At 67.8% G+C, this 24,142-nt stretch carries 15 protein-coding genes; 3 read left to right on the top strand and 12 right to left on the bottom strand.

Annotated elements, in window-relative coordinates; all coding sequences use genetic code 11:
- Nucleotides 1-30: 30 nt before the first annotated feature.
- The 11 genes from VFZ66_05970 to fxsT form a co-directional block, all read right to left on the bottom strand.
- The gene (locus VFZ66_05970) at nucleotides 31-801 is read right to left on the bottom strand and encodes a transposase (protein HEX6288716.1); all 771 of its coding nucleotides are present in this window, start codon (nucleotides 799-801) and stop codon (nucleotides 31-33) included.
- Nucleotides 802-1,422: 621 nt separating this feature from the next.
- Nucleotides 1,423-2,313 (bottom strand): hypothetical protein, encoded by an 891-nt coding sequence (locus tag VFZ66_05965; GenBank protein ID HEX6288715.1) that lies wholly within the window; start codon nucleotides 2,311-2,313, stop codon nucleotides 1,423-1,425.
- Between the two features lie 32 nt (nucleotides 2,314-2,345).
- Nucleotides 2,346-3,029 carry a hypothetical protein gene (locus tag VFZ66_05960; GenBank protein HEX6288714.1) on the bottom strand — a complete coding sequence of 228 codons (684 nt, stop codon included), beginning with the start codon at nucleotides 3,027-3,029 and terminating at the stop codon, nucleotides 2,346-2,348.
- A gap of 90 nt (nucleotides 3,030-3,119) precedes the next feature.
- Nucleotides 3,120-4,262 (bottom strand): serine hydrolase, encoded by a 1,143-nt coding sequence (locus tag VFZ66_05955; protein ID HEX6288713.1) that lies wholly within the window; start codon nucleotides 4,260-4,262, stop codon nucleotides 3,120-3,122.
- 62 nt (nucleotides 4,263-4,324) lie between these two features.
- Nucleotides 4,325-6,175: an ABC transporter substrate-binding protein gene (locus tag VFZ66_05950; protein HEX6288712.1), complete on the bottom strand. Its 1,851-nt coding sequence runs from the start codon at nucleotides 6,173-6,175 to the stop codon at nucleotides 4,325-4,327.
- A gap of 53 nt (nucleotides 6,176-6,228) precedes the next feature.
- Entirely contained in the window at nucleotides 6,229-6,414 is a 186-nt protein-coding gene (locus VFZ66_05945; protein HEX6288711.1) for a hypothetical protein, read from the bottom strand.
- Nucleotides 6,401-7,429 (bottom strand): ABC transporter ATP-binding protein, encoded by a 1,029-nt coding sequence (locus VFZ66_05940; GenBank protein ID HEX6288710.1) that lies wholly within the window; start codon nucleotides 7,427-7,429, stop codon nucleotides 6,401-6,403. Before VFZ66_05940 ends, VFZ66_05945 begins: the two co-directional genes overlap by 14 nt.
- Complete coding sequence (locus VFZ66_05935; GenBank protein HEX6288709.1) at nucleotides 7,404-8,447, bottom strand: ABC transporter ATP-binding protein; 1,044 nt, start codon at nucleotides 8,445-8,447, stop codon at nucleotides 7,404-7,406. Before VFZ66_05935 ends, VFZ66_05940 begins: the two co-directional genes overlap by 26 nt.
- Nucleotides 8,444-9,289, bottom strand: coding sequence for an ABC transporter permease (locus tag VFZ66_05930; GenBank protein ID HEX6288708.1), 846 nt, complete (start codon nucleotides 9,287-9,289; stop codon nucleotides 8,444-8,446). The genes VFZ66_05935 and VFZ66_05930 overlap by 4 nt, the downstream gene beginning before the upstream one ends.
- Nucleotides 9,286-10,368, bottom strand: a complete 1,083-nt coding sequence (locus VFZ66_05925; protein ID HEX6288707.1) for an ABC transporter permease — start codon at nucleotides 10,366-10,368, stop codon at nucleotides 9,286-9,288. The genes VFZ66_05930 and VFZ66_05925 overlap by 4 nt, the downstream gene beginning before the upstream one ends.
- A 66-nt stretch (nucleotides 10,369-10,434) precedes the next feature.
- Entirely contained in the window at nucleotides 10,435-13,236 is a 2,802-nt protein-coding gene (gene fxsT, locus VFZ66_05920; GenBank protein ID HEX6288706.1) for an FxSxx-COOH system tetratricopeptide repeat protein, read from the bottom strand.
- Nucleotides 13,237-13,362: 126 nt separating this feature from the next.
- Here fxsT and VFZ66_05915 point away from each other — a divergent pair, with 126 nt between their 5' ends.
- Both VFZ66_05915 and VFZ66_05910 read left to right on the top strand, forming a co-directional pair.
- Nucleotides 13,363-14,442: a serine hydrolase domain-containing protein gene (locus tag VFZ66_05915; protein HEX6288705.1), complete on the top strand. Its 1,080-nt coding sequence runs from the start codon at nucleotides 13,363-13,365 to the stop codon at nucleotides 14,440-14,442.
- Nucleotides 14,443-15,100: 658 nt separating this feature from the next.
- The gene (locus VFZ66_05910) at nucleotides 15,101-18,427 is read left to right on the top strand and encodes an AAA family ATPase (protein ID HEX6288704.1); all 3,327 of its coding nucleotides are present in this window, start codon (nucleotides 15,101-15,103) and stop codon (nucleotides 18,425-18,427) included.
- Between the two features lie 49 nt (nucleotides 18,428-18,476).
- On the opposite strand, the gene VFZ66_05905 is transcribed toward VFZ66_05910, so the two are convergent.
- Entirely contained in the window at nucleotides 18,477-18,716 is a 240-nt protein-coding gene (locus tag VFZ66_05905; protein ID HEX6288703.1) for a hypothetical protein, read from the bottom strand.
- 113 nt (nucleotides 18,717-18,829) lie between these two features.
- On the opposite strand from VFZ66_05905, the gene VFZ66_05900 reads away from it, so the two are divergent.
- Nucleotides 18,830-23,965 carry a hypothetical protein gene (locus VFZ66_05900; protein ID HEX6288702.1) on the top strand — a complete coding sequence of 1,712 codons (5,136 nt, stop codon included), beginning with the start codon at nucleotides 18,830-18,832 and terminating at the stop codon, nucleotides 23,963-23,965.
- Nucleotides 23,966-24,142: the final 177 nt, after the last annotated feature.

Raw genomic sequence — 24,142 nt, 5'->3', positions numbered from 1 at the left:
CAGCTCAAGCAGGCAGCTTGCAGCTACGGGCTATGCCCGTGCCGCCATAGGCTGATTGACAGCAGCCCGTTCGATATTTACAGCGGCGTTCCAATCGGCGGATGCAGCGAACCCGCACGAACCGCACACAAACGAGGATTGAGAGTGACGGTTCTGTTTGTCACAGTAGCCACAGGCACTACACGTTCGGCTGGTGTTACGCGGATCAACGACGATCACGCGCACGCCAGCCAGCACCGCTTTGTACTGCACAAACATTCGCAACTGGTGAAACGCCCACGAACTATGCCGCCTACGCTGCGAACGCTGAACCGTAGCCCGCTGGCGGATATGCGTCAAATCCTCCAACGCGAGTGCCTTGCGTTTACCGGCGGCTTTTTGTACGAGGCGTTTGCTGATCCCATGATTCGTGTTCTTTTGGAAGCGTTGCTCCCTGCCGCTGTTTCGTTTCAAGCGACGTTTGGCGCTTTTCGTTCCGACCGCTTGCAGCCGTTGGCGGCGCAAATGGTAGCGATCACGTACCCGATCAATGTGTTCACCGCTGAACGTATCGCCGTCGCTGGTAGTACACAGGTTGACGATCCCGAAGTCGCAACCAATCACGCCCAACGGCTCATCGGGTTCCGGCAATTTCTTGGATTGCGTGATGCACAGATACCACACGTTCTGTTTGCGGATCAATTCCGCGCCGCCGATCGCCCACGTCACATCGTACAAGGAGCGGCGTTGGAAGTCGCCAAGATCAAGCTGTGCGACCACCCGACCATACAACGTATTCAGCGAGACTTGATCACGCTCCATCAAGCGGTACGTTCGCGCGTCGTAGCGGATCGAGCTATCAGGATGGAAGGTTGGACACATTGCGTTCGCGTGCTGGCGGCTGGCGCGGACCGCTTCGGCGGCTTCGCCCTAAGGGCACCCGCGCGCACAGCACGCCAGTTGTGCGCCAAGCCCGAACTGAGCGCGGGTCGCGCCATACACGACGTGATGCAGCGTGTTTTTATTGGTAATCCATTGCTCCCACGCCACGGACGCGCAATAGTTGGCAGCAGCATTGAACGCCGCCTGCGTTTCGCGCAAGGCCGTATCAACTGCGCTATCAACACGCAGTTTACAGCATACGGTACGTGTGGAGAAAATATCACTCATTGAGGTAGTATAGTACATTTGTACTTGCACTGCAAGCAGATGTTGAGAGGGTGGCACTTCCTCCGCCAGCTAAAGCAGGCGGTCTCCGTGCCAGTTTTTCTATGAATCGTTAAGGCGCGCATGGTTGTTCTCCTTCGAGCACATCACCAGGATTGTAGCGTAGTCGTTCAGTGAGCGAGGAGCCAGCGTCGGCGGCATCCTGGCTGAAGCCAGCGAACAACCCGCCGCACCACGGTCGTTAAAACGGCATGGCGTGCGGCGGGTTCTTTTCCGTCAGGTGCCGACCACGCGACGGAATGTTTGGGCCGTGCCGGAGGCATGGGTCAACGTCAGCGCATCACGGTCCACGCGCACCGTACACACATCGTCGATGGTGCTGAACACGGTTTGCGGGAGCGGAGGTATCGGATATGCTCCCTGATTGGGTGCCGGATAGGAGCCGGGATTGACGATCGTGGCGCGGCAGACGCCACGCAGCACCGGCAGCAGATCGGCGCACCATCCCGGCTCGTCCTGGCTGGGTGACGTGGTCGACGTGAAGGCCAGCCGGATCGTGGCAGCATCCGTCCAGGTATACGTCCCGTAGAGCATCCAACCGCGCGGCATGGTGATCGTCACGCGCCCGTCGTCATAGACGCGGAGCAGGATGGTATGACCGGCGGCATCTATGGCCTGCCACGTTCCGAGAATCAGGGTTTCTGGCTCATCCGTGGCTGGCGGACTCCAGGCGGTTGGCCGATCATGCACGAACATGCCGAGCAGTCCGGCGAGGAGCGTCGCGATCAGTGCCACCGCTGGGAGCCATGCCGCAGGATGCCCGCGCGTGCGCCACAGCGCCACCATCCAGCCGAGGAGCCAGAGGATGGCGCTATAGACGAGGACATCCACGACAAATGCTGCGGGATTGGGGAAATCCTCAGGCCCGATCTTGCCCCAGCCGCCCGTGGGCGAGCCAGCCTCATGATCGCGAAGCACGGCAAACGGGAAGCCGGCCCGCTGCTCGCCAAATCGGCACGAGCCGCTGGGACAGGGCGCTTGCTCAGGCTCAGAGCAGAGCGTGTGGCAATTGGCCGGGCGCACGTAGGCTATCGATCCCAGCGTCATCAGGATGGCGGCGATGCCGATCAAGACGACGTGCCACGGCCTGGCATACCCAAAGCGCATGTTCAACCACCTTTCCAAACGCATAGACGGATTCAAGCGCGGGAGCGCCCCGGCGGCTGGGTAGTCTTCCCGCGCCCGTGCCGGATGAGGACGATCCCGATCCAGAGCACGCCGATCAGGCCGCTAGAGATCACGACATTGCCGAGTAGCGCCGCCGGACGCGCATCCGCAAGATCCTCGGTGCCGAGGTTGCCCCACCCGCTGATCGGCGAGCCGCCGACGTCATCTCGCACCATGATCAGGGGAAACCCCGCTTGCAGCCTGCCGTCGCTACACCGCCGGACAGCGCATGCGGCAGGCTCGATGTGCCAGAGCGAAAGGACCGTGAGACTGAGCGCGAGGATCAGGATCGCGAAGGGTGCCAGACGGGGCGAGGTGAGGGTAGCTCGCACGCGCCACACGTCCCGGTTCCAGCGCGTCGCGATGCGGTGAAGCGTCGCCCAGCTCATCGCCGCCACCATGCCCCAGACGAGGCCATTGAGGACGATCAGCCGCAGGACGAGGCCGCCCTGTGGTGCGGGTGCGTACCAGGACGGCGCGCCGCTGATCAGGCCGTACAGCGGGATAATAGGGCTTGCCAGGACGGCATACACGCCGACGTACACGTCGTACGGCCAGGCCGACCGAATCAGCAGCAGGTTGAGCAGATGCATGGTCGCGTTCACCGTCAGCGCGGCGGCCAGCATGAGCAGACAGTGCAGGAGGAGGCGCAACATATAATCTCCAGGGCTGGATGGGTGGGACGGCGGCACCCAGACCACGCGCGCGACGACCGTCGATCGCATCCTCAGTTTCGACCCGATCGCTCACAACGTGGCGGCGCGATCGATCGCCTGGACGATCGCCCGATGCACGGCCATGCGAAGCGCGCCAATGCCACGCCCCATCCGTCCGTGATAGACCTCGTTCGTCAGCAGCACGACCACCAGGCTGCGCTGCGGGTCGATCCAGAGCGAGGTGCCGGTAAAGCCGGTGTGTCCAAAGGCGCGCCGGCTCAGCGGATGGCTGCTGGCGGCGGGGTCCGGCGACCACAGCGCGACGCCCAGCCCTCGGTGGGTAGGACCGTCTGTGGCTTGCAGCCGCGTCATCTCGGCGACGGTCGCGGCGCTGAGCAGGGGCGCGCCGCCGTCAAGGAGCATCTGCCCAAAGCGTGCCACGTCGGCTGCCGTGCTGAACAGCCCCGCATGCCCGGCGACGCCGCCCAATCCGGCGGCGTTCTCGTCGTGAACCTCGCCCTGGATACGCCGGCTGCGCCAGCGGCAGATCTCGGTCGGCGCGACCGCCGGTGTGGGCCGATCCATCGCGCGCATCGGTCGGTAGCATGTATGGCGCAGGTTGAGCGGCTGCGTCACCTGCCGCGCGACCACGCGGTCGAGCGCGTCGCCCGCCAGCCGCTCGATCGCCAGGCCCAGCAGGATCAGCCCGATGTCGCTGTAGACGATCTGCGTGCCGGGCCGACAGGCACATGCCGTGGCGAGCGCCATCCGCCGCGCGGCGGCGGGCGTCGGCGCGCGGAAGAGCGGACGCCAGGCCGGGAGTCCCGCCGTATGCGTCAGCACCTGCCGGAAGGTGATCCGCCCCACATCGACCTCTAGCGCAGCCGGCTCCAGGCTGATCAGCGCGCCCGACTGCTGCGGATCTTCGTAGGGCTGAATCGGACGAGCGCCGCGAAACGCCGGCAGCGCGCCGGCGAGCGGCTGATCCAGCGCCGTCGCTCCCGCCTCGACCAGCCGCAGAAACGCCGTGACGACAAACAGCTTCGTCACCGAGGCCAGATCAAAGAGCGTGTCGGGCTGCGTCGGCTGCCGGCGCGTGGTGGGATCGAGCCAGCCGTAGGCGCGCTCGTAGAGCGTCGCGCCGTGCCAGTACACGACAAGCTGCGTGGCGGGACAGATCTGCGGCACAGCCTCCTGCATGATCGTTTCGAGGGCGGAAAGATCAGGTTGCATAAGGTATTCACTGGGGCCGGACGTGATGCGCCACATACTCCGCGCGTCACGCCCGGGGCAGGCTAACGAGCGTCCCGTAGCTCGTAGCTGGCGGCGATCTCCGGCGCGTACTGCTGCTCGGCGAACATATACCAGAACAGCGGCGGATACAGCAGATCGGATGCCGGGTAGCCCAGACTCTGCGGCAGGCTGTTCTCCGAGAAGAAGTTGAGATCGTAGGTCGGCGGCTGCGGATACGGAAAGCTGGTGCGGAAGGTTCCGTCCGCGCCGGCGACCGGCGTGAGCGTTCCGTCGAGAATCTGGATCGAGATGTAGTTGTCGGAGCCCTGGTTGTTCCGGTAGATCGGATGGTCCAGCGGCAGCCAGCCCGTCACCCGCGCCGCCGTGTTGATCGGATCGGTTGAGGAGCGCTGGAAGAGCGGCAGGACCGGCAGCTGCGCGTTGACCAGCAGCGCGAGCTGCTCGACGTACGGCTTCTGCGCGTCCAGATCCAGCCCCGCCGCCGCGCCCTTCAGCAGATCGGGAAGATACACCTCCTGGCCGTCGGCTCCGATCTGCCGCCAGGACCAGCCCATGCCGCGCTGCCCGCTGGCCGCCTCAGGATTGTTGCGCGGCGCGTCGAGCATGTAGCGGTACGACGCGAATGGATACGGCGGGATGTAGTAGGTGCCGAGATCCATCAAGATCTGGTAGCGGCCTGCCTTCTGGATGTCGGCGCGCTCCGCCGACTGGTAGCCGCGCACGGTGGTCTTCAAGCCGAATGCGGTCAGCTGCTGCGCGGCGTTCTCGGCGGCGCTCAGCCAGTCGGCGAAATCGGCGGGAACCGCGATCTCGAAGGCCAGCGGCTGGCCGTGGTCGTCCAGCCACGCGCCGTCCGCGCCGCGCGTGAAGCCGATCCCGCTCAGCAGCGCCTCGGCCTTTCGCAGGTCCTTCGGATAGGTGTTGAGCTGAGCGGCAGCATCTTTGGAGAGCCACTGATCGACCGCCTCGTCGGGAAAGCCCGCCAGCTTGACGATCGGCTGAGCGGCGTCGCCGAGCGCGACCCTGGCGTTCTCCTGCCGATCGATGACGTAGGCGAGCGCCTGGCGCACCTCCTTGCGGCTCAGCGGCGCGACCGCCTGGTTGAACCACAGGCCGGGGCCGGTGCCGGTCGGCCCCCGAATAATCTGCACGTTCGGGAGCTGCGCGAACGCCGCGAGATCCGAGGGCGTGTAGGCGTGCGTGCTGTAGTCCAGCTCGCCGGCGAGCATCAGCGGCACCGAGGCGGCGGTCTCGCCGTAGTAGACGATCAGCCGCTCGAAGCCGACCTGATCCGCGCGATGGCCGCTCGGATTTTTCACCAGCTGGAGCTGCGCCTCGGTGATCGACGTGGTATCGAGCTGGTACGGGCCGTAGACCACCGCCTCGTCAGGCTTGAAGGCGTACAGGTCGTCGACCAGCCGCTTGACTTCGTCGCGCTCAGGATCGCGGCGCTGCTGGCGGAGCGTGCGCGCCTGATCCATCCAGCGGGCGTACTGCGAGCGCGGCGCGGGCACGTACGAGCGCAGCAGCAGGCGCAGCGCGCTCAGCGAGGGCGTCGTCAGCTGGAACTCGACGGTCGTGTCATCCCTGGCGACGACCTCGTTGAGCACATCCCAGGTGCCGTTCTGCGTGGCCCAGGAGAGATCATAGGTGCCGACAAGATCCTGCGCGGTCAGCGGCGAGCCGTCGCTCCACCGCAGCCCCGGACGCAGCTTCACCGTCAGGATCGTGGTCGTCGGCTGCGGCGCGGGCGTGGGCTTTGCGGCAGGCCTGCTGGCGACAGCAGTGGTTGTCGATTGCGCCTGGGAAATCGAGGGCGGCGGCGCGCCGCCGCAGGCGACCAGCGCGGCGGTCAGGATCAGCAGCAGGCTCAACGATAGGATTCTACGCATACACGTCCTCACAATCGCTCTACAGCAGGGGCGAACAAACGATTCGGCTGCGCTTAGCGGCTGGACCATCTGATCAGCACGACGATCAGCAGTAGAGAGACGACGCCGATCGCCAGCGTGGTTGCCATCAGCACGAACTCGGCGCTGCCGGGCGTTTGAGCCAGCAGCAGCCCCGCCGAGGCCAGCGTCAGCAGCGTGGCGATCCGCACGCCGGATCGTCCCAGCTCAGGACTTAACATGGCTATCTCCTTGACATAAGATTTTTGCTTTTGCGCTCTCGCGCTGGACCGGATGGCACGCGACCGCCGATCCGTCGCGAAACGGCACCAGCTCCGGCACAGCACGCATGCAGATCTCGCCCTCAAAGCGCGGGCAGCGCGGATGAAACGGGCAGCCGGTTGGCGGATCGAGCAGGCTGGGCAGGTCCATGCTGCGCAGCGCGACCTGCGGCCTGCGGCGCTCCGCATCGGGATCGACCTGAGGAACCGCCGCCAGCAGCGCCTGCGTGTAGGGATGCTGCGGACGCTCGATCAGCAGCGGCGTCGGCGCAAGCTCGACCAGCCTGCCGAGGTACATCACGCCGATGCGTCCCTGCCATGCAAAATACGTCGCCAGCGCCAGATCGTGGGTGATGAACAGCACCGCCAGGCCCATGCGCTCGGTGAGCCGTGTCAGCGTTTTGAGCAGGCTGATACGGATCGAGACATCGACCATCGAGACGGCCTCGTCGGCGACGATCAGCGCCGGATTGACCGTCAGCGCGCGGGCGATCGCCACGCGCTGGCGCTGCCCGCCGCTGAGCTGGTGCGGGTATTTGCCAAGCAGATCGTCGGCGGGCGTCAGATCGACCGACTCCAGCAGCTCGCGCACGCGCTGCCGCGTCTGGGCGCTGCCCCGCGTCAGCCGATGATGGCGCAGCGGCGCGGCGAGCGTCTCGGAGATCGTGTGCGCGGGATTGAGCGCGGCGTAGGGGTCCTGGTGGATCAGCTGCACGCCCAGCCGGTACGCGCGGCGCTGCGCGCCTGAGAGGCGGGCAATGTCACTGCCTCGGAAGCGGATCGTCCCGGCGCTCGGCGCGAGCAGCCCGGCGATCAGCTTGCCCGTCGTGGTCTTGCCGCAGCCGGACTCGCCGACCAGACAGAGGATCTCGCCCGCGTCGATCGCCAGCGAGAGATCGTCCACAGCGGTGATCGTCCGGCGCTTGACGGCGAACGAGCGGCTGACGCGATCAAGCGCGATCAGCGGGATCGACATGCTGCCGCTCCTTTCCAAACAGCGCGCGTCGGCGCGCGCGGGCGGCCTGCCAGTGCCAGCAGGCGACCTGATGCTCCGGCTCCACGGAGACGAGCGGCGGCTCCTCGGCGCGGCACCGCGCGTCGGCCAGCGGGCAGCGCGGGTGGAAGGCACAGCCGCGCGGCAGATCGATCAGATCCGGCGGCGCGCCCGGAATGGCCGTGAGATCGGCGGGCGGTCCCGCCAAGGTCGGCAGCGCGCCGAGCAGCCCGATCGTGTAGGGGTGCGCCGCTGCCTGGAAGATCGTGCGCGTGTCGGCGGCCTCGACGATCGTTCCGGCGTACATCGTCGCCACCCGGTCGGCGAGCGCGGCGGCCAGTGCCAGATCGTGGGAGATGACGATCAGCGCGACGTTCAGCGCGCGGCGCAGCGTGGTCAGCACATCGACGATCGTGCGCTGCGTCAGAATGTCGAGCGCGGTCGTCGGCTCGTCGAGGATCAAGACCTGCGGATCGAGCAGCAGGCTCAGTGCGATCAGCACCCGCTGGCGCATGCCGCCCGACAGCTCGTGGGGATAGGCGTGCCAGACGCGCTCCGGCTCAAGCCGGACGAGATTCAGCAGATGCAGCGCCCGCGCGGTCAGGGCGCGGCCCCGGAGCGCGCCGTGCGCCCGCGCGGTATCGCGGAAGTGATCGGCGATGCGCAGCACCGGATTGAAGGCGTTTTGCGCGCCCTGAACGACCATCGCGCACTCGTTCCAGCGGAAGCGGCGCATCTGGCGCGGCTCCATGCGTAGCACATCGACCGCCTGAGCGCCGCCCCGGTAGACGATCCGGCCCTGCGTCACGGCGGCGCTCGGCGGCAGCAGCCCCAAGAGCGCCAGTCCCAGCGTCGTCTTGCCGGAGCCGCTCTCGCCGATCAGCGCCAGCGCCTCGCCGCGCGGCAGATCGAGCGAGACCTCCCGCAGCGCCCGCACGCTGCCCCGTGGCGCGCGGTAGGCCACCGCGAGCTGCTGCACCGCAAGCACGGGATCGATCATGACGCGCCTCCTGTCCCCAGGCGCGGGTTGAAGACCGCCTCCAGCGCGCGCGCCAGCAACACCAGCGCAAGCTGAAACAGGATGATCGCGGCCATCGGGCAGAGCAGGCTCCACGCGGCGCGCGGCAGGTAGATCGCGTTTTTGGCGTAGGCCAGGCTGAAGAGCACGCCCCAGGTGTTGCCGAAGGGCACGATGCCGAGAAAGACCAGGCCGGTCTGCGCGTAGATCGCCTGGGTCATCGTCCCGATCAGCGCGATCGAGATAAAGGGCAGCATGTTTGGCAGGATCTCGCGGAAGATGATGTGCGGCGTGCCGAGATCGAGCTGCCGCGCGGCCTCGACGTACGCGCGCCGCGTGAGCGAGAGCACCTGCGCCCGCACCTGCCGCGCCAGGCCGGGCCAGCCGAAGAGCGCCAGCAGCAGCGCCAGCGACCACACATCGTCGAGCCGCACCAGGCTGGCGAGCACGACCAGCAGCAGAAAGCGCGGCAGCGTCAGCCAGATGTCGGTGATCGTCATCAGCAGACGGTCAACCGCGCCGCCCACGAAGCCGCCGATCGCGCCGATCGTGCAGGCGAGCAGCGTGGTCAGCAGCCCGGCAGTGAACGCCAGCAGGATCACGTCGCGACCGCCGTGGATTAGCAGCACCAGATTGTCGCGGCCCTGGAAGTCGGTGCCGAGCACGTGCTGCGGCGACGGCCCCTGGTAGATCCGCTCGACGTGCGCGCGGGCTTCGGGCGGCACCACCAGCGGCCCGACGAAGGCCAGCAGCACGAGCGCCGCCAGCAATGTCGCGCCGAGCAGGCCGGAGGGGCTGCGCGCCAGCAGCCGCAGGCGGCTCATTGGTCCCTCCCAGGCGTGCCCACGCGCGGATCGAGCCAGCTATAGAGCAGATCGGCCAGGCCCGTGGCGAGCAGCACGGTGATCGTCGTCACCAGCAGAACGCCCTGGATCACCGGATAGTCGCGCCGGGCGATGGCCTGGCTGAGCAGCAGGCCCACGCCCTGGTAGACGAAGACCTGCTCGATCACGATCGCGCCGCCGACGGCAAAGCCCAGCGAGATCGCCAGGCCGGTGACGAGCGGCAGGCTCGCGTTGCGCCCGACGTAGGCGGTCATGATTCGTAGATCGGAGAGGCCGCGCGCCCGCGCGACGGTCACGTACTCCTCGCCGAGCGTGCCGAGCGTGCTGCTGCGCATGGCAAGAATCCAGCTTCCCAGCGTCGACAGCACATAGACCGCGCCGGGAGCCAGCACATGCCTGATGAGATCGACGAAGAACGCCAGCGTGAAGCCGGGCCTGATCCCCGGCGAGCGCGAGCCGCGCAGCTGATCGAGCGGCAGCAGCTTCCAATGCACGCCGATGAGCAGCACGCAGAGCACGGCGATCAGAATCGGCGGCACCGCGTCGAGGATCGCGCTCAGCGTGGTCAGCGCGTGATCCAGCCACGAGCCGCGCCGGTAGGCGGCGAGCATGCCCAGGAAGCTGCCCAGCGCGAAGCTGACCAGCAGCGACGTGCCCACGCTGAACAGGGTCCAGGGCAGCCGCTGCATCACGATCTGGCGCACGGACGTGCCCCGCGCCAGCACGTACGAGTCGCCGAGGTCGCCGCGCGCGAGGTTGCGGAGAAAGTCGAGGTACTGCGCGCGGAGCGGCTGGTCGAGATCGATCCGCAGCAGGCCCGCCGCCCGCGCGCGCGCCTGCTCCTCGGAGAGGCCGCTCGTGATCAACTGTTGGACGAAAATATCGACCGGGTTGCCGGGGAGCGCCCGAATCACCAGAAAGGTGAGGGTGACGACGACCCACAGGATGATAGCGGTCTTGAGCAGACTCCGCAGGATCGGATGGGACGCGGCGCGCGCGATCGCCATGCGCGTTCGTCCCCGGCTCAGGATGGTGGTGGAAGCAGGCACAGCCTTCATACGAATCTCCTGAACATAGACACGAGGATACCCAACAGACCGGGGGGCGAATGACCCGATTTCGGGTCAGTGGGAGCCGGCAGGTTGGAGGATACTCAGGTGGGATTGCACCTGCTGCGTGAGGGGATGGCGCAGGCCCAGCCGACGCTCAGCGATGGCAGCGGCCTGCCGGGTGACCGCCAGCGCCTGCTCCGGGAGTCCCTGATCGTGGAGCATCTCGCCCAGCAGCAGCAGGCTGCTCGCCAGATCGGGATGCGCCGCGTCGAGCGTGTGCCGCTGGATGGCGATTGCCCGCTCGATCAACGCCTGCGCCTCAGCGCTGTGACGCTCAGCCAGCGCGCAGCGGCTCAGGCTGCGCAGCGAGCGCGCGGTGAACGGATGCTGCGGCCCGTAGCGGTGCGCGCGCACCTGAAGCCCGCGCTCGACATACGATCGGGCGGTGGCGGCATCGCCCTGCGCCAGATACGCCAGGCCCAGGCCGTCGAGGCGGGCCGCGACCTCGACATGATCGGGGCCGAGCGTCGCGACCTGGAGATCGAGCGCCGCCTCCAGCAGATCGCGTGCCCGGTCGATGTCGCCCAGCGCCAGCGCCACGCGGCCCTGGCTGGCCCAGCTCTCGGCGACATCCGGGTGCTGCGGGCCGAACACGGCCAGCCGCATCGCCAGCGCGCGCTCGTAGTAAGATGACGCCTCGGCGTAGTGGCCCTGCGCATACCGCAGATCGCCGAGGCTGCTCAGGGTCTGCGCGGTGGACATATGGCTCGGCGGTAAGACCTGCTCGCGGATGGCGAGCGCGCGCGTCAGGTAGAGCCGGGCGCGGCGGTAGCGGCCCTGCTCCAAAAAGAACGATCCCAGATTGGCGAGCGCACGGGCGGTCTGCGGTGCTCGATAGCCCCAGCGCCGCCGGTGCAGCCGGAAGGCATGGCGCAGATGGGCGTGGGCCGCATCGTCCTCGGCCAGCAGGCTCAGCAAGACGCCAAGATTTTCGTGCGCCACGGCGATATGCGGATGGTCGGGCGGCAGATGCGCCTCCCAGAGCGCGAGCGCCCGCTGCATGAAGTGCCGCGCCCGCGGAAAGTCGCCGCGCATGTGGTGGATCAGGCCGAGCAGATTACAGCTATCGGCGAGCTGCTCGACCGAGCGCAGCTTGCCGTCCTCGCGGATCGCGAGGGTCTGCTCCAGGTAGTGGCGCGCGGCCTCGGCATCGCTCCTGAGCCAGAGGTGATGGCCCAGCGCCTCGCACAGATCGGCGGCCCGCGCGTCCCGCCGCTCGATCGCGGCATCGACGACCGAGCGCAGGTGGCGCTGGATGCCGACGAGCGGCGCAAGCTCGCTGGCGGCGTTCACGGGCGCGGCGAACGCCAGGAGCGCCTCCTCGACGGCGGCCTGGGCCTGCGGATCGGTCTGCTGCTGCCGGATGAACAGACGGAGCAGGCGATGCATCCGCAGGGCGTCGCGGCCCACCGCTTCGAGCAGGCCCAGATCGATCAGGCGGTCAAGGGCGGCGGCGGCATCCAGTGGTGAGATCGCCTCGGCAGTGTGTTGGAGGGTAGAGCGCAGCAGCGGGCGCGGGATCGCCTCGCCGGGCGCGAAGCAGGCCGCACCGGCCAGCAGCCGCCGCGCTACCTGATCGTCGGCATCCGTAGGATCGAGGCGCTCATAGCTCAGGGCGAAGGTCCGCGCGACATGCTGGACATGGCCGGTCGGCGAGACGCGCTGGCCCCGGAGCGACGGGTGCCGCAAGAGCGTCGGCTGGCGGAGCTGGGCGACGTACTCGGTCGGCGTCAGGTCGGATCGATAGCGCGCCAGATACGCCCCGGCAAGATGGAGCGCCAGCGGAAGATCGCCCAGCTCGGCGGCGATCTCGTCGAGAACGTCCAGGCTGGGGGAGAGGTCCGGGCGGTGCTGCCGCAGCAGGGCGATGCTGTCGGCGCGCGGCAGCACATCGAGCGGCAGTATATGAACCTGCATGGTGCTGTCCCACAGTGCGCGGCGGCTGGTGATCAGGATGCGGCAGCCGCCACAGGCCGGTCGCCAGCGCGCGAGCAGATGCTCATCTTCGCAGGTGTCGAAGATCAGCAGCCGGGGCAGCGGACTCTGCCAGGCGGCGCGCACGAGCGCGACCTGATCGTCGGGCGCGAGCTGAGCAACGTTCGGGTGCAGGTCGAGATGGGCGCTCCCGGCGCAGGCCGCGACCTCGCCGGCAACTGCGGACGGATCGGCGAAGCTGAGCCAGAAGACGCCGCCCGCAAAGAACTGCCCGTAGCGGTGGACGAACTCGGTCGCGAGCTGGGTCTTGCCGATGCCGCCTAAGCCGGTCGCCGCAGCTACGGCTCCCATCCCACTGGCTGGCTGGCGGACGAGCGCGCGGGCCACGGCGAGCAGCGCCTCGGCCCGGCCAACAAAGCATGGGTTCGGGGTCAGGAACATGCGCGACCCCGGCGGGAGCGGCGCGATCGGCGGCAGGGCCTGCGTGGGCACTGTCGCCAGCAGGGCCTGCGCGGCGGACAGCACGCCGCCATCGACGCGCGATCCCACTCCGCCCAGGCCCTGGATATGCCGGCCGGCGTACCAGCGGGCCAGCAGATCCGGGTAGCTGTCCGCAAGTTCGTTCAGTGGCAGCGTATGAAACGGCGGGTGCCGCGCGGCGTGCAGCAGCTCGTTGGTCTCGCGCACCGTCAGGTGCAGCGCCGCCGCGAGCTTGATCACATCCTGCCAGCGCCGAGGACGCAGCGCGCGCCCGTCGAGCCAGTTCTTGATCGTCTCAAGCGGAATATCGGTCAGCGCATGAAGTTGCACAACGCTGGCGTGGGCGCGGCGTATGGCGTCGCCCAGCATGTGGCTGAAGGGCTGGTGTGTGGTGCTCATACACTTAATCTAGCGGTCGGGCGATGACGCTCCCGATCGCAGGTGTATCTTACCCAACCCCGCCAGATCTGCAAGGCGATGGGCTATACTGGTGCTCGTCGCGCGATACCGCAGGAGGTCGCAGGAGTGACCGGATCGGACCAACACACGGCTGCGCAATCCGACGGACCACCGGCGATGCTCGCGGCGGTGGAGGCGTCGCTCGCGAGGCGTGCCGAGCGCGGCGAGTTCAGCGGGGCGGTGCTGGTCGCGCGGGGCGGCAGCCCGCTCATCTGTCGCGGCTATGGCCTGGGCAACATCGAGCAGTCGACGCCCAACACGCCGCAGACAAAGTTCCCGATCGCGTCGATCACCAAGCCGTTCACGGCCCTGGCGATCCTGATCGTACAGGAGCAGGGCAGGCTCCAGGTTCACGCCGCGCTCAACAGCCTGGTGCCGACCGGCATACCTGCGTGGCAAGACGTGACGATCCACCAGCTCCTCACGCATACATCGGGCATTCCCGATCTCCCGTTCTGGCCGCACTGCATCGATCCGGCGCAGCCGGGACCGATCACGCCCGCCGCCTTGCAGCAACTCTTTGGCGCAAGGCCGCTCGCCGCTACGCCCGGCACGACCTTTGTGTACAGCAACTGGGGCTATATGCTGCTCGGCTACGTGATCGAGCAGGTGTCGGGGCTGCCCTATGCGGTGTTTGTGCAGCGCCATGTGTTGACTCCGGCGGGGATGACGAGCAGCGGCTACGTCGATCGCAAGGCGGTGCTGCCCCTGCGCGCCGCGAGCTACGCGATCGAGCATGGTACGCTGGTCAACGCCTCGTTCCTGGATCTCGAAGACCCGTACGCAGCGGGTGGGCTGTATTCCACGGTCGAGGATCTGCTGCGCTGGGATCGTGTGCTGGTGACACAGCCGTCGCTCGCGGCCATGTTTACGCCGCATGTGCCGGTCGGCGACGGCTCGAGCTACGGCTACGGCTGGCAGATCGGCGTGCGCTTCGGGCGGCGCGTGGTCTATCACGGCGGGCGGATCGATGGCTTCCGCGTGCTGCTGGCGCGCTATCCCGATGCGCAGGTCTGTATCGCGGTGCTGTGTAATCTGCAAACCTGCGATCCCGACTCGGTAGCGGACGCGCTGGCGGCAGCAATGTTTGGAGCGGAGGCGGGGCCGGGCGGTGCTGACACGGGCGGGCAGGCACCTGAGCCATAGCGCATGCCTGAATCTGGCTCAGTATCCTTCCCGCCTGGACCCGGCACGGCGGCTCGTGATCGACCTTCGCCGGCATCCGCCCATGCTGATCACAGCTATGCGTCCCGGCGCCATGGGATCGAACGTGAGCGATCGGATCGCGCTGCATAGGGTGACCGTCTTTGTTGCCAACAATGGCAACGATGGGCTGGACCCGATCTCCCCCCTGCCTCAGTGCGCAGACCCCATCGTGCCGCCCGCTGGTCCCTCCCACCCATCGCTTCGCTCACTGTATCGATCATCGCCACCAACGGTCCTGGTTCCGGCATAGCCCACCGACAGGGAAAGTTGGCAGATAACGAGTAATCCGCTCCGCCCAGGCTTGCTATGCTGACGGAGGGGTGCCGTCAGTTGCACAGGTGTACACCTCTCGCTTGACGGCAGGCGTGGACCTCCTGATCCTCGCATACCCACCGGATCATCCCATGGTCGGTCATCCGTATGAGCCGACGGTGCCAGTGAAGCGAAAGGTCAGTGCTCCATGTCCTGCGACGGAAATCGGAATAAATTCTTTGCCCACGTCTGCGCACCAGGGAGTGCCGCTGCGGCCGCATTTGGCGGAGCGGACGAAGCGCAGGCGGCGCTGGAACAGATCTTCGCGACGGCACGCAGTCAGCCGGTGACGGATGCACAGCTGCCCAAGCTGGCGGAGATCAGCACCCGCGCGCTCTTTGCCCAGATGCGGGCCGCTGAACTGAAGCCGCCCACGCACTCCCAGTCCGGCCTGCCGCGCGCGGATGCGCAGCGCGGCTATCATGTCGTCTTTCACACCCTGGAAGCGCTCAAACGTGGGCAGACGCTGCCGCCGCTCGCGCGCCAGGTCCTGGTGGCGAGACAGGAGCAGCGGACGATCGACGCGCGCGGCCTGAACGCGATCGGACGCCTGCACTGCACCAGCTGTGGGCAGTTTGTGAAGGCTCAGGGCGGGCACCTGTGTCCCCAGACCGCCACGCCTGAGGCGTTGACTCGCACGCTGCGGCGGCGACTCCGTGTCCCAGCGACCGCCTATCCCGATGGCGTCCTGGCGAAGCTGATCGAGCAGGCCAGGCAAGGCCCGATCCAGATGGCGCACGGCGTGAGCGGTGAACAGGTTGCCGTGTCGCTGGATGGGCTGCCCCAGGCGCTCGGCGGCGGCTTTCTGCCCGATTGGTTTCGGAGCGAGCGCGGCTTCACGCTGGCCGCAGCCCCCGGCGGGCGCGTCGTGCCGGTCTTCGATGCCACCGGCTTGCAGCGCGTGGCGGTCGCGCCGACGGCGATCGGGCAGGCCGCGCAGGCGTACGGGCGGCAGATCCCGATGGGAACCGTTCCCGGCACGGCGACCACGCTGCCCAGGTTTGCGGCGCATTCGGTGGCGGCGGCAGCCACCACGAGCGTGACGGGCGGGCAGGCATATGACCTGGGTCACTTCGTCGGCACCGAGTATCGCAAAACGGACGCGCTGGGGACGCCCATTACGGTCCAGGGCACAACCTACACGGTCGGTCAACGGGTCACCACGCCCCAGGCATGGGGCAGTGCCCGGCAGAGTGGTGTGGAGCCCGTGCCCGGGGCCACCAAGCGCAATCCGAACCCGCAGAACCCAAGTGTTGGCGTGGGCCGCACGACGTATGCGGCCGTGGGCGTACTCCTCGACGGCGAGGTCGTCGAAACGAGCGATGGGACGGTGGAGGTGTACACCAAAGGCCGCGGGCAGCTGCTCAGCGTGTACGATCCTGCGACGAATACCGTCGGCGACACCCAGGGCTCGACCAACGCCTCTGCCGCGCAGGTCGCCGCCGTGATCGCGTACCTGGCGCTCCATCCGCAAACGGCCTCGGATGTGGCGCTCGCCAACGACCTGATTCGCGCGCAGCAGGGCACGGGCGAGCCGCTTGCGGCTGCGGATGGGGCCTATATCGCGCTCAAGAATGGCCCCCTGGCGGGTGGCGGGACGATTCACTTTGGTGGCCAGGTCGGCACCCAGCAGTGTCCCGCGTGCGGGCAATTTATGGGTGACGCGCATGCCTGTCCATCGACAGGCGCGAACCAGCCGTCGGCGACAGCCTCGGGTGCTGCTGCCCCAGATCCGGCGGCTTCCTTCGATCCGGCAACGGGTGGTGTCAACCCTGCTACGGGCTACTACGACACCCCTACCGACCCGTATGCGCCGATTCTGGCAGATGGAGCAGGGACCGAACCGGTCGGCGAGGTGGTCGCGCCGGCAGCCGATGTGGCAGCACCGGCACCCGCGTTGGGTGCCACGGCGCCACAACCACCCAGCGCCGATCCCGCCCAGCCCCTGGTCGTCCAACCCCAGGTGGATGTGCATGGTGCTGCGCCCCAGCTCGATGTTGCCGCCCCCAACGTCACGCTCGGATCTCCGAACGTCACGGTTGCGGCAAAGCTGGACCCGACCCAGACGCCGGCGGAAACGCCGCCGATCACCGTCACGGTCGAGCCGAAGATCGACGTCACGGTGCCCCTGGATGCCGACGCCTTTGCCGCAGCCCTGGCGACCAATCTGCGGACCATCGCCCCGGCGGCAGCAACGCAGGCGACCACCTCGGCAGATCTCTCGGAGGTGGGCGCGGCGCTGCGTGAGCTGGCGGCGGCGATGCAGGCCGTCGCGGCGAATGGGCCGGGCCTGCCCGTCGGCGAGGATGGGGGACGGCGGCGGCGCGTGGCGCAGGCGGACGATCCAACCACGGCGCGCCCGGCGGCACAGTCAGAGGACCGCACCGGGCCGCGCGTGCGCACGGCGGGGAAGCCGATCGACATCACCCGTCCGAAAACAGCGCAGGAACATATTGTGGACCTGGTGGTCCTCGACGCGCCCGATCCCTTCTTGACCAACGTGCCGCGCGCCGTCGGCGGCGATCTCGACCGGCCGCTGACCGAATGGGTACCGGACGTCGATCCGAACTTCGCGATCAACGAGCAAACCGAGAAGATTCTGCGCACCATGTCGGCGATGCTCCAGCTCGGCGGCGGCAAAGCCCAGAACACCTGGTCGCGGGCGTTTGGCATCTACGGCCCGCCCGGCACCGGCAAGAATACGACCGCGCGCCAGCTCGCGGCGTCGATCAAAACCCGCGACAGCGCGGGGACCATCACCCAGGGCATGAACTACGCCGAGGTGAACATCACCCCGGAATCGTCGATGGACGAGATGATCGGCACGACGATCCTGACGACCGACCCGCAATCTGGCGCGACGGTGTCGAAAGTCGCGCTCGGCAAGATCGGCCTGGCCGCGGCAATGGGCTCGGTGATCTGCGTCAACGAGATCGTGCGCAATCCCAAGCTGGCGACGGCGCTCCAGGCGATGCTGGAAGACGGCGAGATCCACGTCAACAGTCCGGAGACGGGCGACCTGATCAAGGTGCCGGTCCATCCCTCGACGGTGTTTGTGCTGACCTGGAACCCGGGCAACGAGGGCGATCCCGACCGTCCGGCGCAGGCGCCGCTGGAGCGGATTATTCCGCTGCACCTGGGCGCGCCGAGCGCGAAAGAACAGGAGGGGCGGATCGACGCGTTCTTCGCGCAGTTCGGCACGCCAGACACCGGCGGGAGCACCACGGCGGCGGACAACGAACGGCGGCGGCAGCAGATCCTGGCCACCACCTACGGGATTCCGAGTGGCCAGGCGCTCATCCCAAGCGCGGCGGAAAAAGCGGCGGCGGTTCGCTTCTTTTCCGAGTTAACCCAATTAGCCAGTGGCTTTGGGGGTGGGCGGAAGCTGGGCCTGAACAGCGATACGCCGACCGCGCCGGGTCCCCGTCGGCTGAATAGGTTCATGGCGCTTGGCAAGACCCAAGGCTGGCTCTCGGCGTTGGAGATTCTAAAAATACTTTGCGATCAAGATGACACGTTTGAAGAACAGTGGCGTCTGGTGCAGGAAACCTTCGCCCGCCACTTCGGCGACGACGGCGAGGCCCTCAGCCGGTCGGCACCGGCGCAGGATTAGCCCGGTAGGGACGCGCCGACGGCTGCGGCTCCGGTGCGCCACGCATCCATCAGGTGGCGCCGGGAGCGGATGGTGGCGTCGGGCCAGGTCCGCGGGCAGTCGGGAGGCGGCGGAGATAGAGGACCCCGGTGGTGGGATTCCAACTCGTCGCGGCGATCCCGGCGGCCTCCAAGGCAGCGTCGGCGTCCTGAAACAGGGTCCAGCCCGGATCGCTGGCGGCCAGGATGACGATCTGGGTGGCGTCGGGAAAGGCCCGCCGGGCCAGGGTTTCAAGCTCGGTATCCAGCATGGCGGTATCGTACCATGACGCCGCCGGTGTGGGTAGGGGGCGCACGGCGGTGGACCGGCGAGGCCCTGCCGCGGTCGGGTAGGCAGTCAGTGAAGCGAAAGGTCAATGGAGCAATGTCCTGCGACGGAAATCGTACCAAATACTTTCAGCACGTCGTCGCCGGAGTGGGCGCGGGCGCGGGCGTGGGGGTGGCCGACCTGGAGCAACTGTATCAGGCCCGGCGCAGGCAGCCAGCGGATCAGCACGCGGCACTGACGGCGGAGGCCAAAACGCGCGCGCTGTTTGTGGCAATGCAGCAGGCGGGCTACAAGCCGCCGACGCATGCAGCGGATGGGCTGCCTCGACGGGAGTCGCAGCCGGGCTACGCCGCCGTGTACGATCTCCTCAAACAGCGCGGGTGGTTAAGCAGTGGTCCGGCCCAGCCGGTCCAGCCGGTTCTGGCGATGGCCGCCGCGCCGCCATCCACCCCGGCAGCGACCGCGCCGGTGGTGCCGGAGGCCGCCCGCGACGCCGCGCGAGCCGCGCTCGCGGCCTGCCCGGAACTAATCGAACTTGCGGCGGATGCGTACACCTTTCGCCAGGGACCGCACGGCAATCGGGATTTTGAGCACCTCACGGCGCTTGCAGCAACTTGGTCCAACGACAGCACGTTGCCGCAGGAGATCCTGGGTGCCGCCATCGGCTTTCGTGGCTATTCGACGTACCACAAGGTCGCCGTCCGGTTTGCCACTGCCGTCTGCGAAGCGGGGGGCCTGACGCGCTGTCCCCACTGCCAGCGCTTCCAAAGCCTGACGCTGGCGCATGTGTGTCCGCGGCCCAAGCCGAAATACGACCGCAACGGCTACGACGCCGAGGGCTACAATCGCGAGGGCTTTGATCGCGAGGGCTTTGATCGCAAGGGCCGCGACCGCGAGGGCTATGAGGCGAGCGGCTTTCAAGCGGGCTATAACCGCCACGGCTATGACGCCAATGGCTATGACCGGAATGACTTGAACACCGCCGGGTACACCCGCGACGGCAAGGATGCCCACGGGTGGACCAAAGAGGGGTATCGGCTGGATGTGGCGCACGTGCTGCGCGACCGGGACGGCTACGACCAGGAGGGCTATGACGCGCAGGGCTACGATCGCAACGGCTACGACCGCGCGGGGAAGGACCGGCAGGGCCAGTTCCACCCGCAGTGGCAGCCTGATGCCCATGGGATTTATGGCGACGGCCTGGATGCCTGGGGCTGTGGGCCGGATGGCTATGACGCCCAGGGGCGGGACCGCTACGGCTTCGATCGCAGCGGATACAACAGCGCGGGCTACGATCGCAACGGGTTCACCAAGCAGGGCCTGAACGCGGACGGCCTCGACCGCGACGGCTACGATCGGGCCGGATTCAAGCCGGGACCGGACGGCGTGCCGCGGAATCGCGCGGGCTACGACCCCGAGGGCTTTGACGCGCAGGGCTTCAGCTGGACCGGCTACGACAAAAACGGTCTGGATCGGAACGGCCAGCCGCGGATGACGACCGACCGGAAGGGCCATCTGGTCGAAGCCACCTACAACAAATCGGGCTGGGACAAAGCCGGCTTCGATCGCTGGGGCTATCACCGCAAGACCGGCCTGACCGCGCCCGACGCCCAGGGCGTGCAGCGCAACCCCTGGGGCTGGATCTATGACCCGGCGACGCAGGAATGTTCCGACCCGGCCGATCCGGCGTACCGGGTGCCCCACACTGGCGAGGGCGGCGCCTACAGCCCGGGGTCGTTCTTCTGGGATCGCTGGAAGAAACGCGGGGTGGTGATCCGGGGGAACGATCGCTATGGGCAAGACCCGGGGCAGCCGCAGCGGCGCACCCAAGCAGGCCCGCCGGTCACGCCCCACGCGGACATGACCTACGCCGACTACCGCCGCGCGCAGGGCAACGTGACCGGCCATCCCTACACCGTGCAGCAGACGGATGAGCGGGCGAAAACCCAGGAGCAGCAGATCCAGCATCCGCAGCCGGAGCAACGCTGGGCGATGGCGCGGGCGCGCTTCGACGCCAAGGCGTGCCGGAACGGCGTGCTGCTGAAGTGTCCGCACTGCGGGCAGTTCACCAACGGCACGGATCACCGCTGCCCGTCGTTCCCGGCGCAAGCAGCCGGGGTCCGCACCTACGTCTCGGGGCTGGTGCTGTCGCAGAATGCGCTGGTGGTCGTGCCGGGCAAGCCCGACTACGATCCGACCTACCAGTGGGGCGGGTACAATCAGGAGGGGTTCGATGCCGACGGCTATGACCGGCAGGGCTATAACCGGGCGGGGCAGGACCGGCAGGGCTACACGCGGGAAGGCTACGATGTCTTCGGCTATGATCGGCAGGGGTACGATCGGGATGGCTACAACCGCCAGGGCCTGGACCGGGACGGCAATCCGAAACCCAAGACGATCGCCGAGGCCGCCCGGCACCTCGACGACGACGTCAGCCCGGTCGATAACAAGCACCTGGAAGATCTGTACAGCCGGCTGTGTAGCGGCCTGGTCGGTCAGCCGCGCCGGGTCTACTTACGGCCGGGCGCGCTCCACGTCAACCCGGCGACCGGGGAGCAACGGTACCTCACGAGCGGCTTTGCCACCGATATGCGCGGCAAGATCATGGCCGACCCGACGCCGCTCGGCCCCAACGCCGATCCACGGGATAACCTGATCGTCACCCGCGCGGGGCTGTACCACGAAATCGGGCATGAGCAGTTCACGCCGCCGGAGCTGTGGGCGGCGGTGCTCGAAGCGCACACGAGCGAGACGCCGGTCGACTTTGCAACGTCCACGGGCGGCACGCTCACCCTCGACGCGGGGCGGCGGTTTCTGCCGCAGATCTATAACATCGTGGAAGACGGCCGCATGGAGCGCGAGGTGGCGCGGACCTATCCCGGCGCGGGCGAGATCCTGGCGGCGAGCTGCCGGCTGGAAGACCGCTGGCACTGGGAGCCAGGGGAGCAGCGCGACGATTACGGCGATCTGACCGGCGCGCTCTTGTATGAGGCGCTGCCCTACTACCGGGTGCGACCCGAGGTCGTCGAGGAGCGGCTATCGCCCCGGGCGCGGCGGCTGTTCGAGGAGCTGCGCCCCCTCGTGCAGCAGGCGGTGCGTGGCTCGACCGACGATGCGTTCGCCGCCGCGGTGATCATTGCCCGGCGCCTGGAAGAGGAGGGGATCGTCGATCATGACGAGGCCAAACGACGCGGCATGACGCCGCCACCGCCACCGCCCCCAGGGACGAAGGCCCGCCGGCCCAAGATCACGATCGACGGCGATCAGGTGATCGACGCCAGGGAGATGGGCGGCGGGGGTGGTGGTGGTCCGGAGGTCGACGTCGAGTTTACGGGGCACGTCACGATCAAAAACGCCGATGCCCTGGATGGACAGCAGGGGGGCGGCCAGGCGACCTTCAGCGGCGGCGTGACCTATGAAGGGGGCCAGCCCAAAGGTGGCCAGCAGCAGGGCAACCAACAGGGCGGGCAGCAAGGTGGGCAGTCAGGTGGTCAGTCGGGCGGGCAATCCGGTGGACAAGCCGGTGGACAGCAAGGCGGCCAGGCGGGCGGACAATCCGGTGGTCAATCCGGCGCTTCGTCTGGGGGACCATCCGGCGGGCAGCAAGGTGGGCAGCAGGGCGGCCAACCAGGCAGCGAACCGTCTGGCCAAACCGGTGGTGGGCGCGGGCAGGGTAGCCAGGATGCGGACGACGCCACCGGTGGTCGCCGGCGTGGATCGGGAGCGGCTGAGGACGACGCGCCGACGGGACGACGTCCGGCGGCGGCCGAGGACGAGGCCAGCGGCAGTGGCGGCGGCGGTCGGAAGGCAGAGGACGATGAAACCGGAACGGGCCGAGGTGGGGCAAGCGCGGATGATGACGCGCCAACCGAGCGGCGTCCCGCAGCGGCCGAGGACGATGGGGCCGGGGGTGGCCAGGGTCGGACCGCTGAGGACGACGAACCCGGTACCGGTCGGGGACCGGGTGGCACGGATGACGGCGCTGCGGCGCCCGCCCAACCCGGCGCGCCCGAGGACCCGGCTGGCGGTGGCGCCGGTTCGCGTGCTGAGGAGGATGCGACGGGCACCGGCCGCGGTCGTGGTGGTGCTGGGGACGACGACGACGACGATGATGGGGACCCGTGGGCCGATGGCGATCCGTATGTCGGCGGCGGCGACGGCGACGACGGGTTCTTCTCCGATGACGGGGGAACGGTGTCCGGCTCGACCGGGCAGGCCGGGCGGGGTGGTCGGGCCAGCGTCCAGGGTGGCAGCGGGCAGCTCCGCGATTGGGACTCGCCGTTTACCGAGGCCCAGATCGCCGACGCGGTCGCCGAGGTCGAAGCCGCCGCGGCGCATGCAATCGAAGAAGGCGTCCGCGCGGCGGCAACGCCCGAGGCCCTGGGCCGCGATCTCCACCGGCCGATGGACGATCGCGCAGCAACCCGCCAACGCTACAAAACCCCGGATGGGCGCGTCGAAACGGTGCCGGTCGCCACGCCGAAGAGTGGCAATGCGCCGCTCAACGACTCGCTGGAGCGGCGCCGGTCCAGGCATCGGGAGATTGCGCGGGATCTGGCCAGGCAGCTCAAGGCGATTCGCGAGCAGACGGAGCAGCGCCTGCGCTTTCAAAAGGAAGGCCGGATCGACCGGCGGCGCTTTGTGGCGGCGGTCAAAGGCGCGGAGGATGTCAAAACCCGGATCAAAGAGCTGCCGGCGACGGCGTTCGCCGCGAGCGTGGCGGTGGATCTGTCGGGCAGTATGGCGACGCTGATCCAGAATGCGTCGCTCTTCGACGCGACGATGATCCTGAGCGACACGTTTGATGACCTGGCGATCGCGCACGAGGTGCGCGGCTTTGGGTCGGACGACGCGCAGTTTAAGTCGATGGGTGATCCACGCTTTGACCCAGAGCGGTCTGCCATGCTGGCCGCGGGTGATCGGGGCGGGACGCACATGGCGGGAACGGCTGGCCTGGCGACGCACGCCTTGCGGGCGCGGGAGGAAGGCAATAAGCTCTTCGTGGCGCTCAGCGATGGATCGCTTGGTGACCATCAGGAGGCCGTTGCGATCCTGAAGGAGGCACGGCGGAATGGCGTGGTGACCTTCGGGATCTTTTTGGGTGCCCGCGCGCCGGCGCAGCAGATGGACGAACTCTATGGGCCGGGCAACTGGGTGCAGATCAACGACCTCAAGGAGTTTCCGGTGTCGGTCGGACGGCGGATCTCGCAGATCTTCAAGCAGTTGCGCTGACCCGGAGTGGCGCGGCAGCCAGAAATCGAGTAGGCTTTCGAGCCATTTTTGTACATGTGTCAAGTGTCGCCCGCAAGTGCTCAATGATTCTCATCAATACTGCACAGATCCATTGTCGGCAAAGGTGCCCAATCATGTCCGTGGCTGACCCGATCCTGATCTTCCGTTAGTGGTCTG

It is taken from the genome of Herpetosiphonaceae bacterium (assembly GCA_036374795.1).
In the GTDB taxonomy this organism is placed as follows: domain Bacteria; phylum Chloroflexota; class Chloroflexia; order Chloroflexales; family Kallotenuaceae; genus LB3-1.
The sequence above is the reverse complement of the archived record's forward strand: the minus strand, read 5'-3'. Positions and strand labels throughout refer to the sequence as shown.

Bases quoted from the DNA above. Each gene is read 5' to 3' on its own strand.
- VFZ66_05970 (HEX6288716.1), bottom strand. From the start codon at position 801: ATGGAGCGTGATCAAGTCTCGCTGAATACGTTGTATGGTCGGGTGGTC.
- VFZ66_05965 (HEX6288715.1), bottom strand. From the start codon at position 2,313: ATGCGCTTTGGGTATGCCAGGCCGTGGCACGTCGTCTTGATCGGCATC.
- VFZ66_05960 (HEX6288714.1), bottom strand. From the start codon at position 3,029: ATGTTGCGCCTCCTCCTGCACTGTCTGCTCATGCTGGCCGCCGCGCTG.
- VFZ66_05955 (HEX6288713.1), bottom strand. From the start codon at position 4,262: ATGCAACCTGATCTTTCCGCCCTCGAAACGATCATGCAGGAGGCTGTG.
- VFZ66_05950 (HEX6288712.1), bottom strand. From the start codon at position 6,175: ATGCGTAGAATCCTATCGTTGAGCCTGCTGCTGATCCTGACCGCCGCG.
- VFZ66_05945 (HEX6288711.1), bottom strand. From the start codon at position 6,414: ATGTTAAGTCCTGAGCTGGGACGATCCGGCGTGCGGATCGCCACGCTG.
- VFZ66_05940 (HEX6288710.1), bottom strand. From the start codon at position 7,429: ATGTCGATCCCGCTGATCGCGCTTGATCGCGTCAGCCGCTCGTTCGCC.
- VFZ66_05935 (HEX6288709.1), bottom strand. From the start codon at position 8,447: ATGATCGATCCCGTGCTTGCGGTGCAGCAGCTCGCGGTGGCCTACCGC.
- VFZ66_05930 (HEX6288708.1), bottom strand. From the start codon at position 9,289: ATGAGCCGCCTGCGGCTGCTGGCGCGCAGCCCCTCCGGCCTGCTCGGC.
- VFZ66_05925 (HEX6288707.1), bottom strand. From the start codon at position 10,368: ATGAAGGCTGTGCCTGCTTCCACCACCATCCTGAGCCGGGGACGAACG.
- fxsT (HEX6288706.1), bottom strand. From the start codon at position 13,236: ATGAGCACCACACACCAGCCCTTCAGCCACATGCTGGGCGACGCCATA.
- VFZ66_05905 (HEX6288703.1), bottom strand. From the start codon at position 18,716: ATGCTGGATACCGAGCTTGAAACCCTGGCCCGGCGGGCCTTTCCCGAC.
- VFZ66_05900 (HEX6288702.1), top strand. From the start codon at position 18,830: ATGTCCTGCGACGGAAATCGTACCAAATACTTTCAGCACGTCGTCGCC.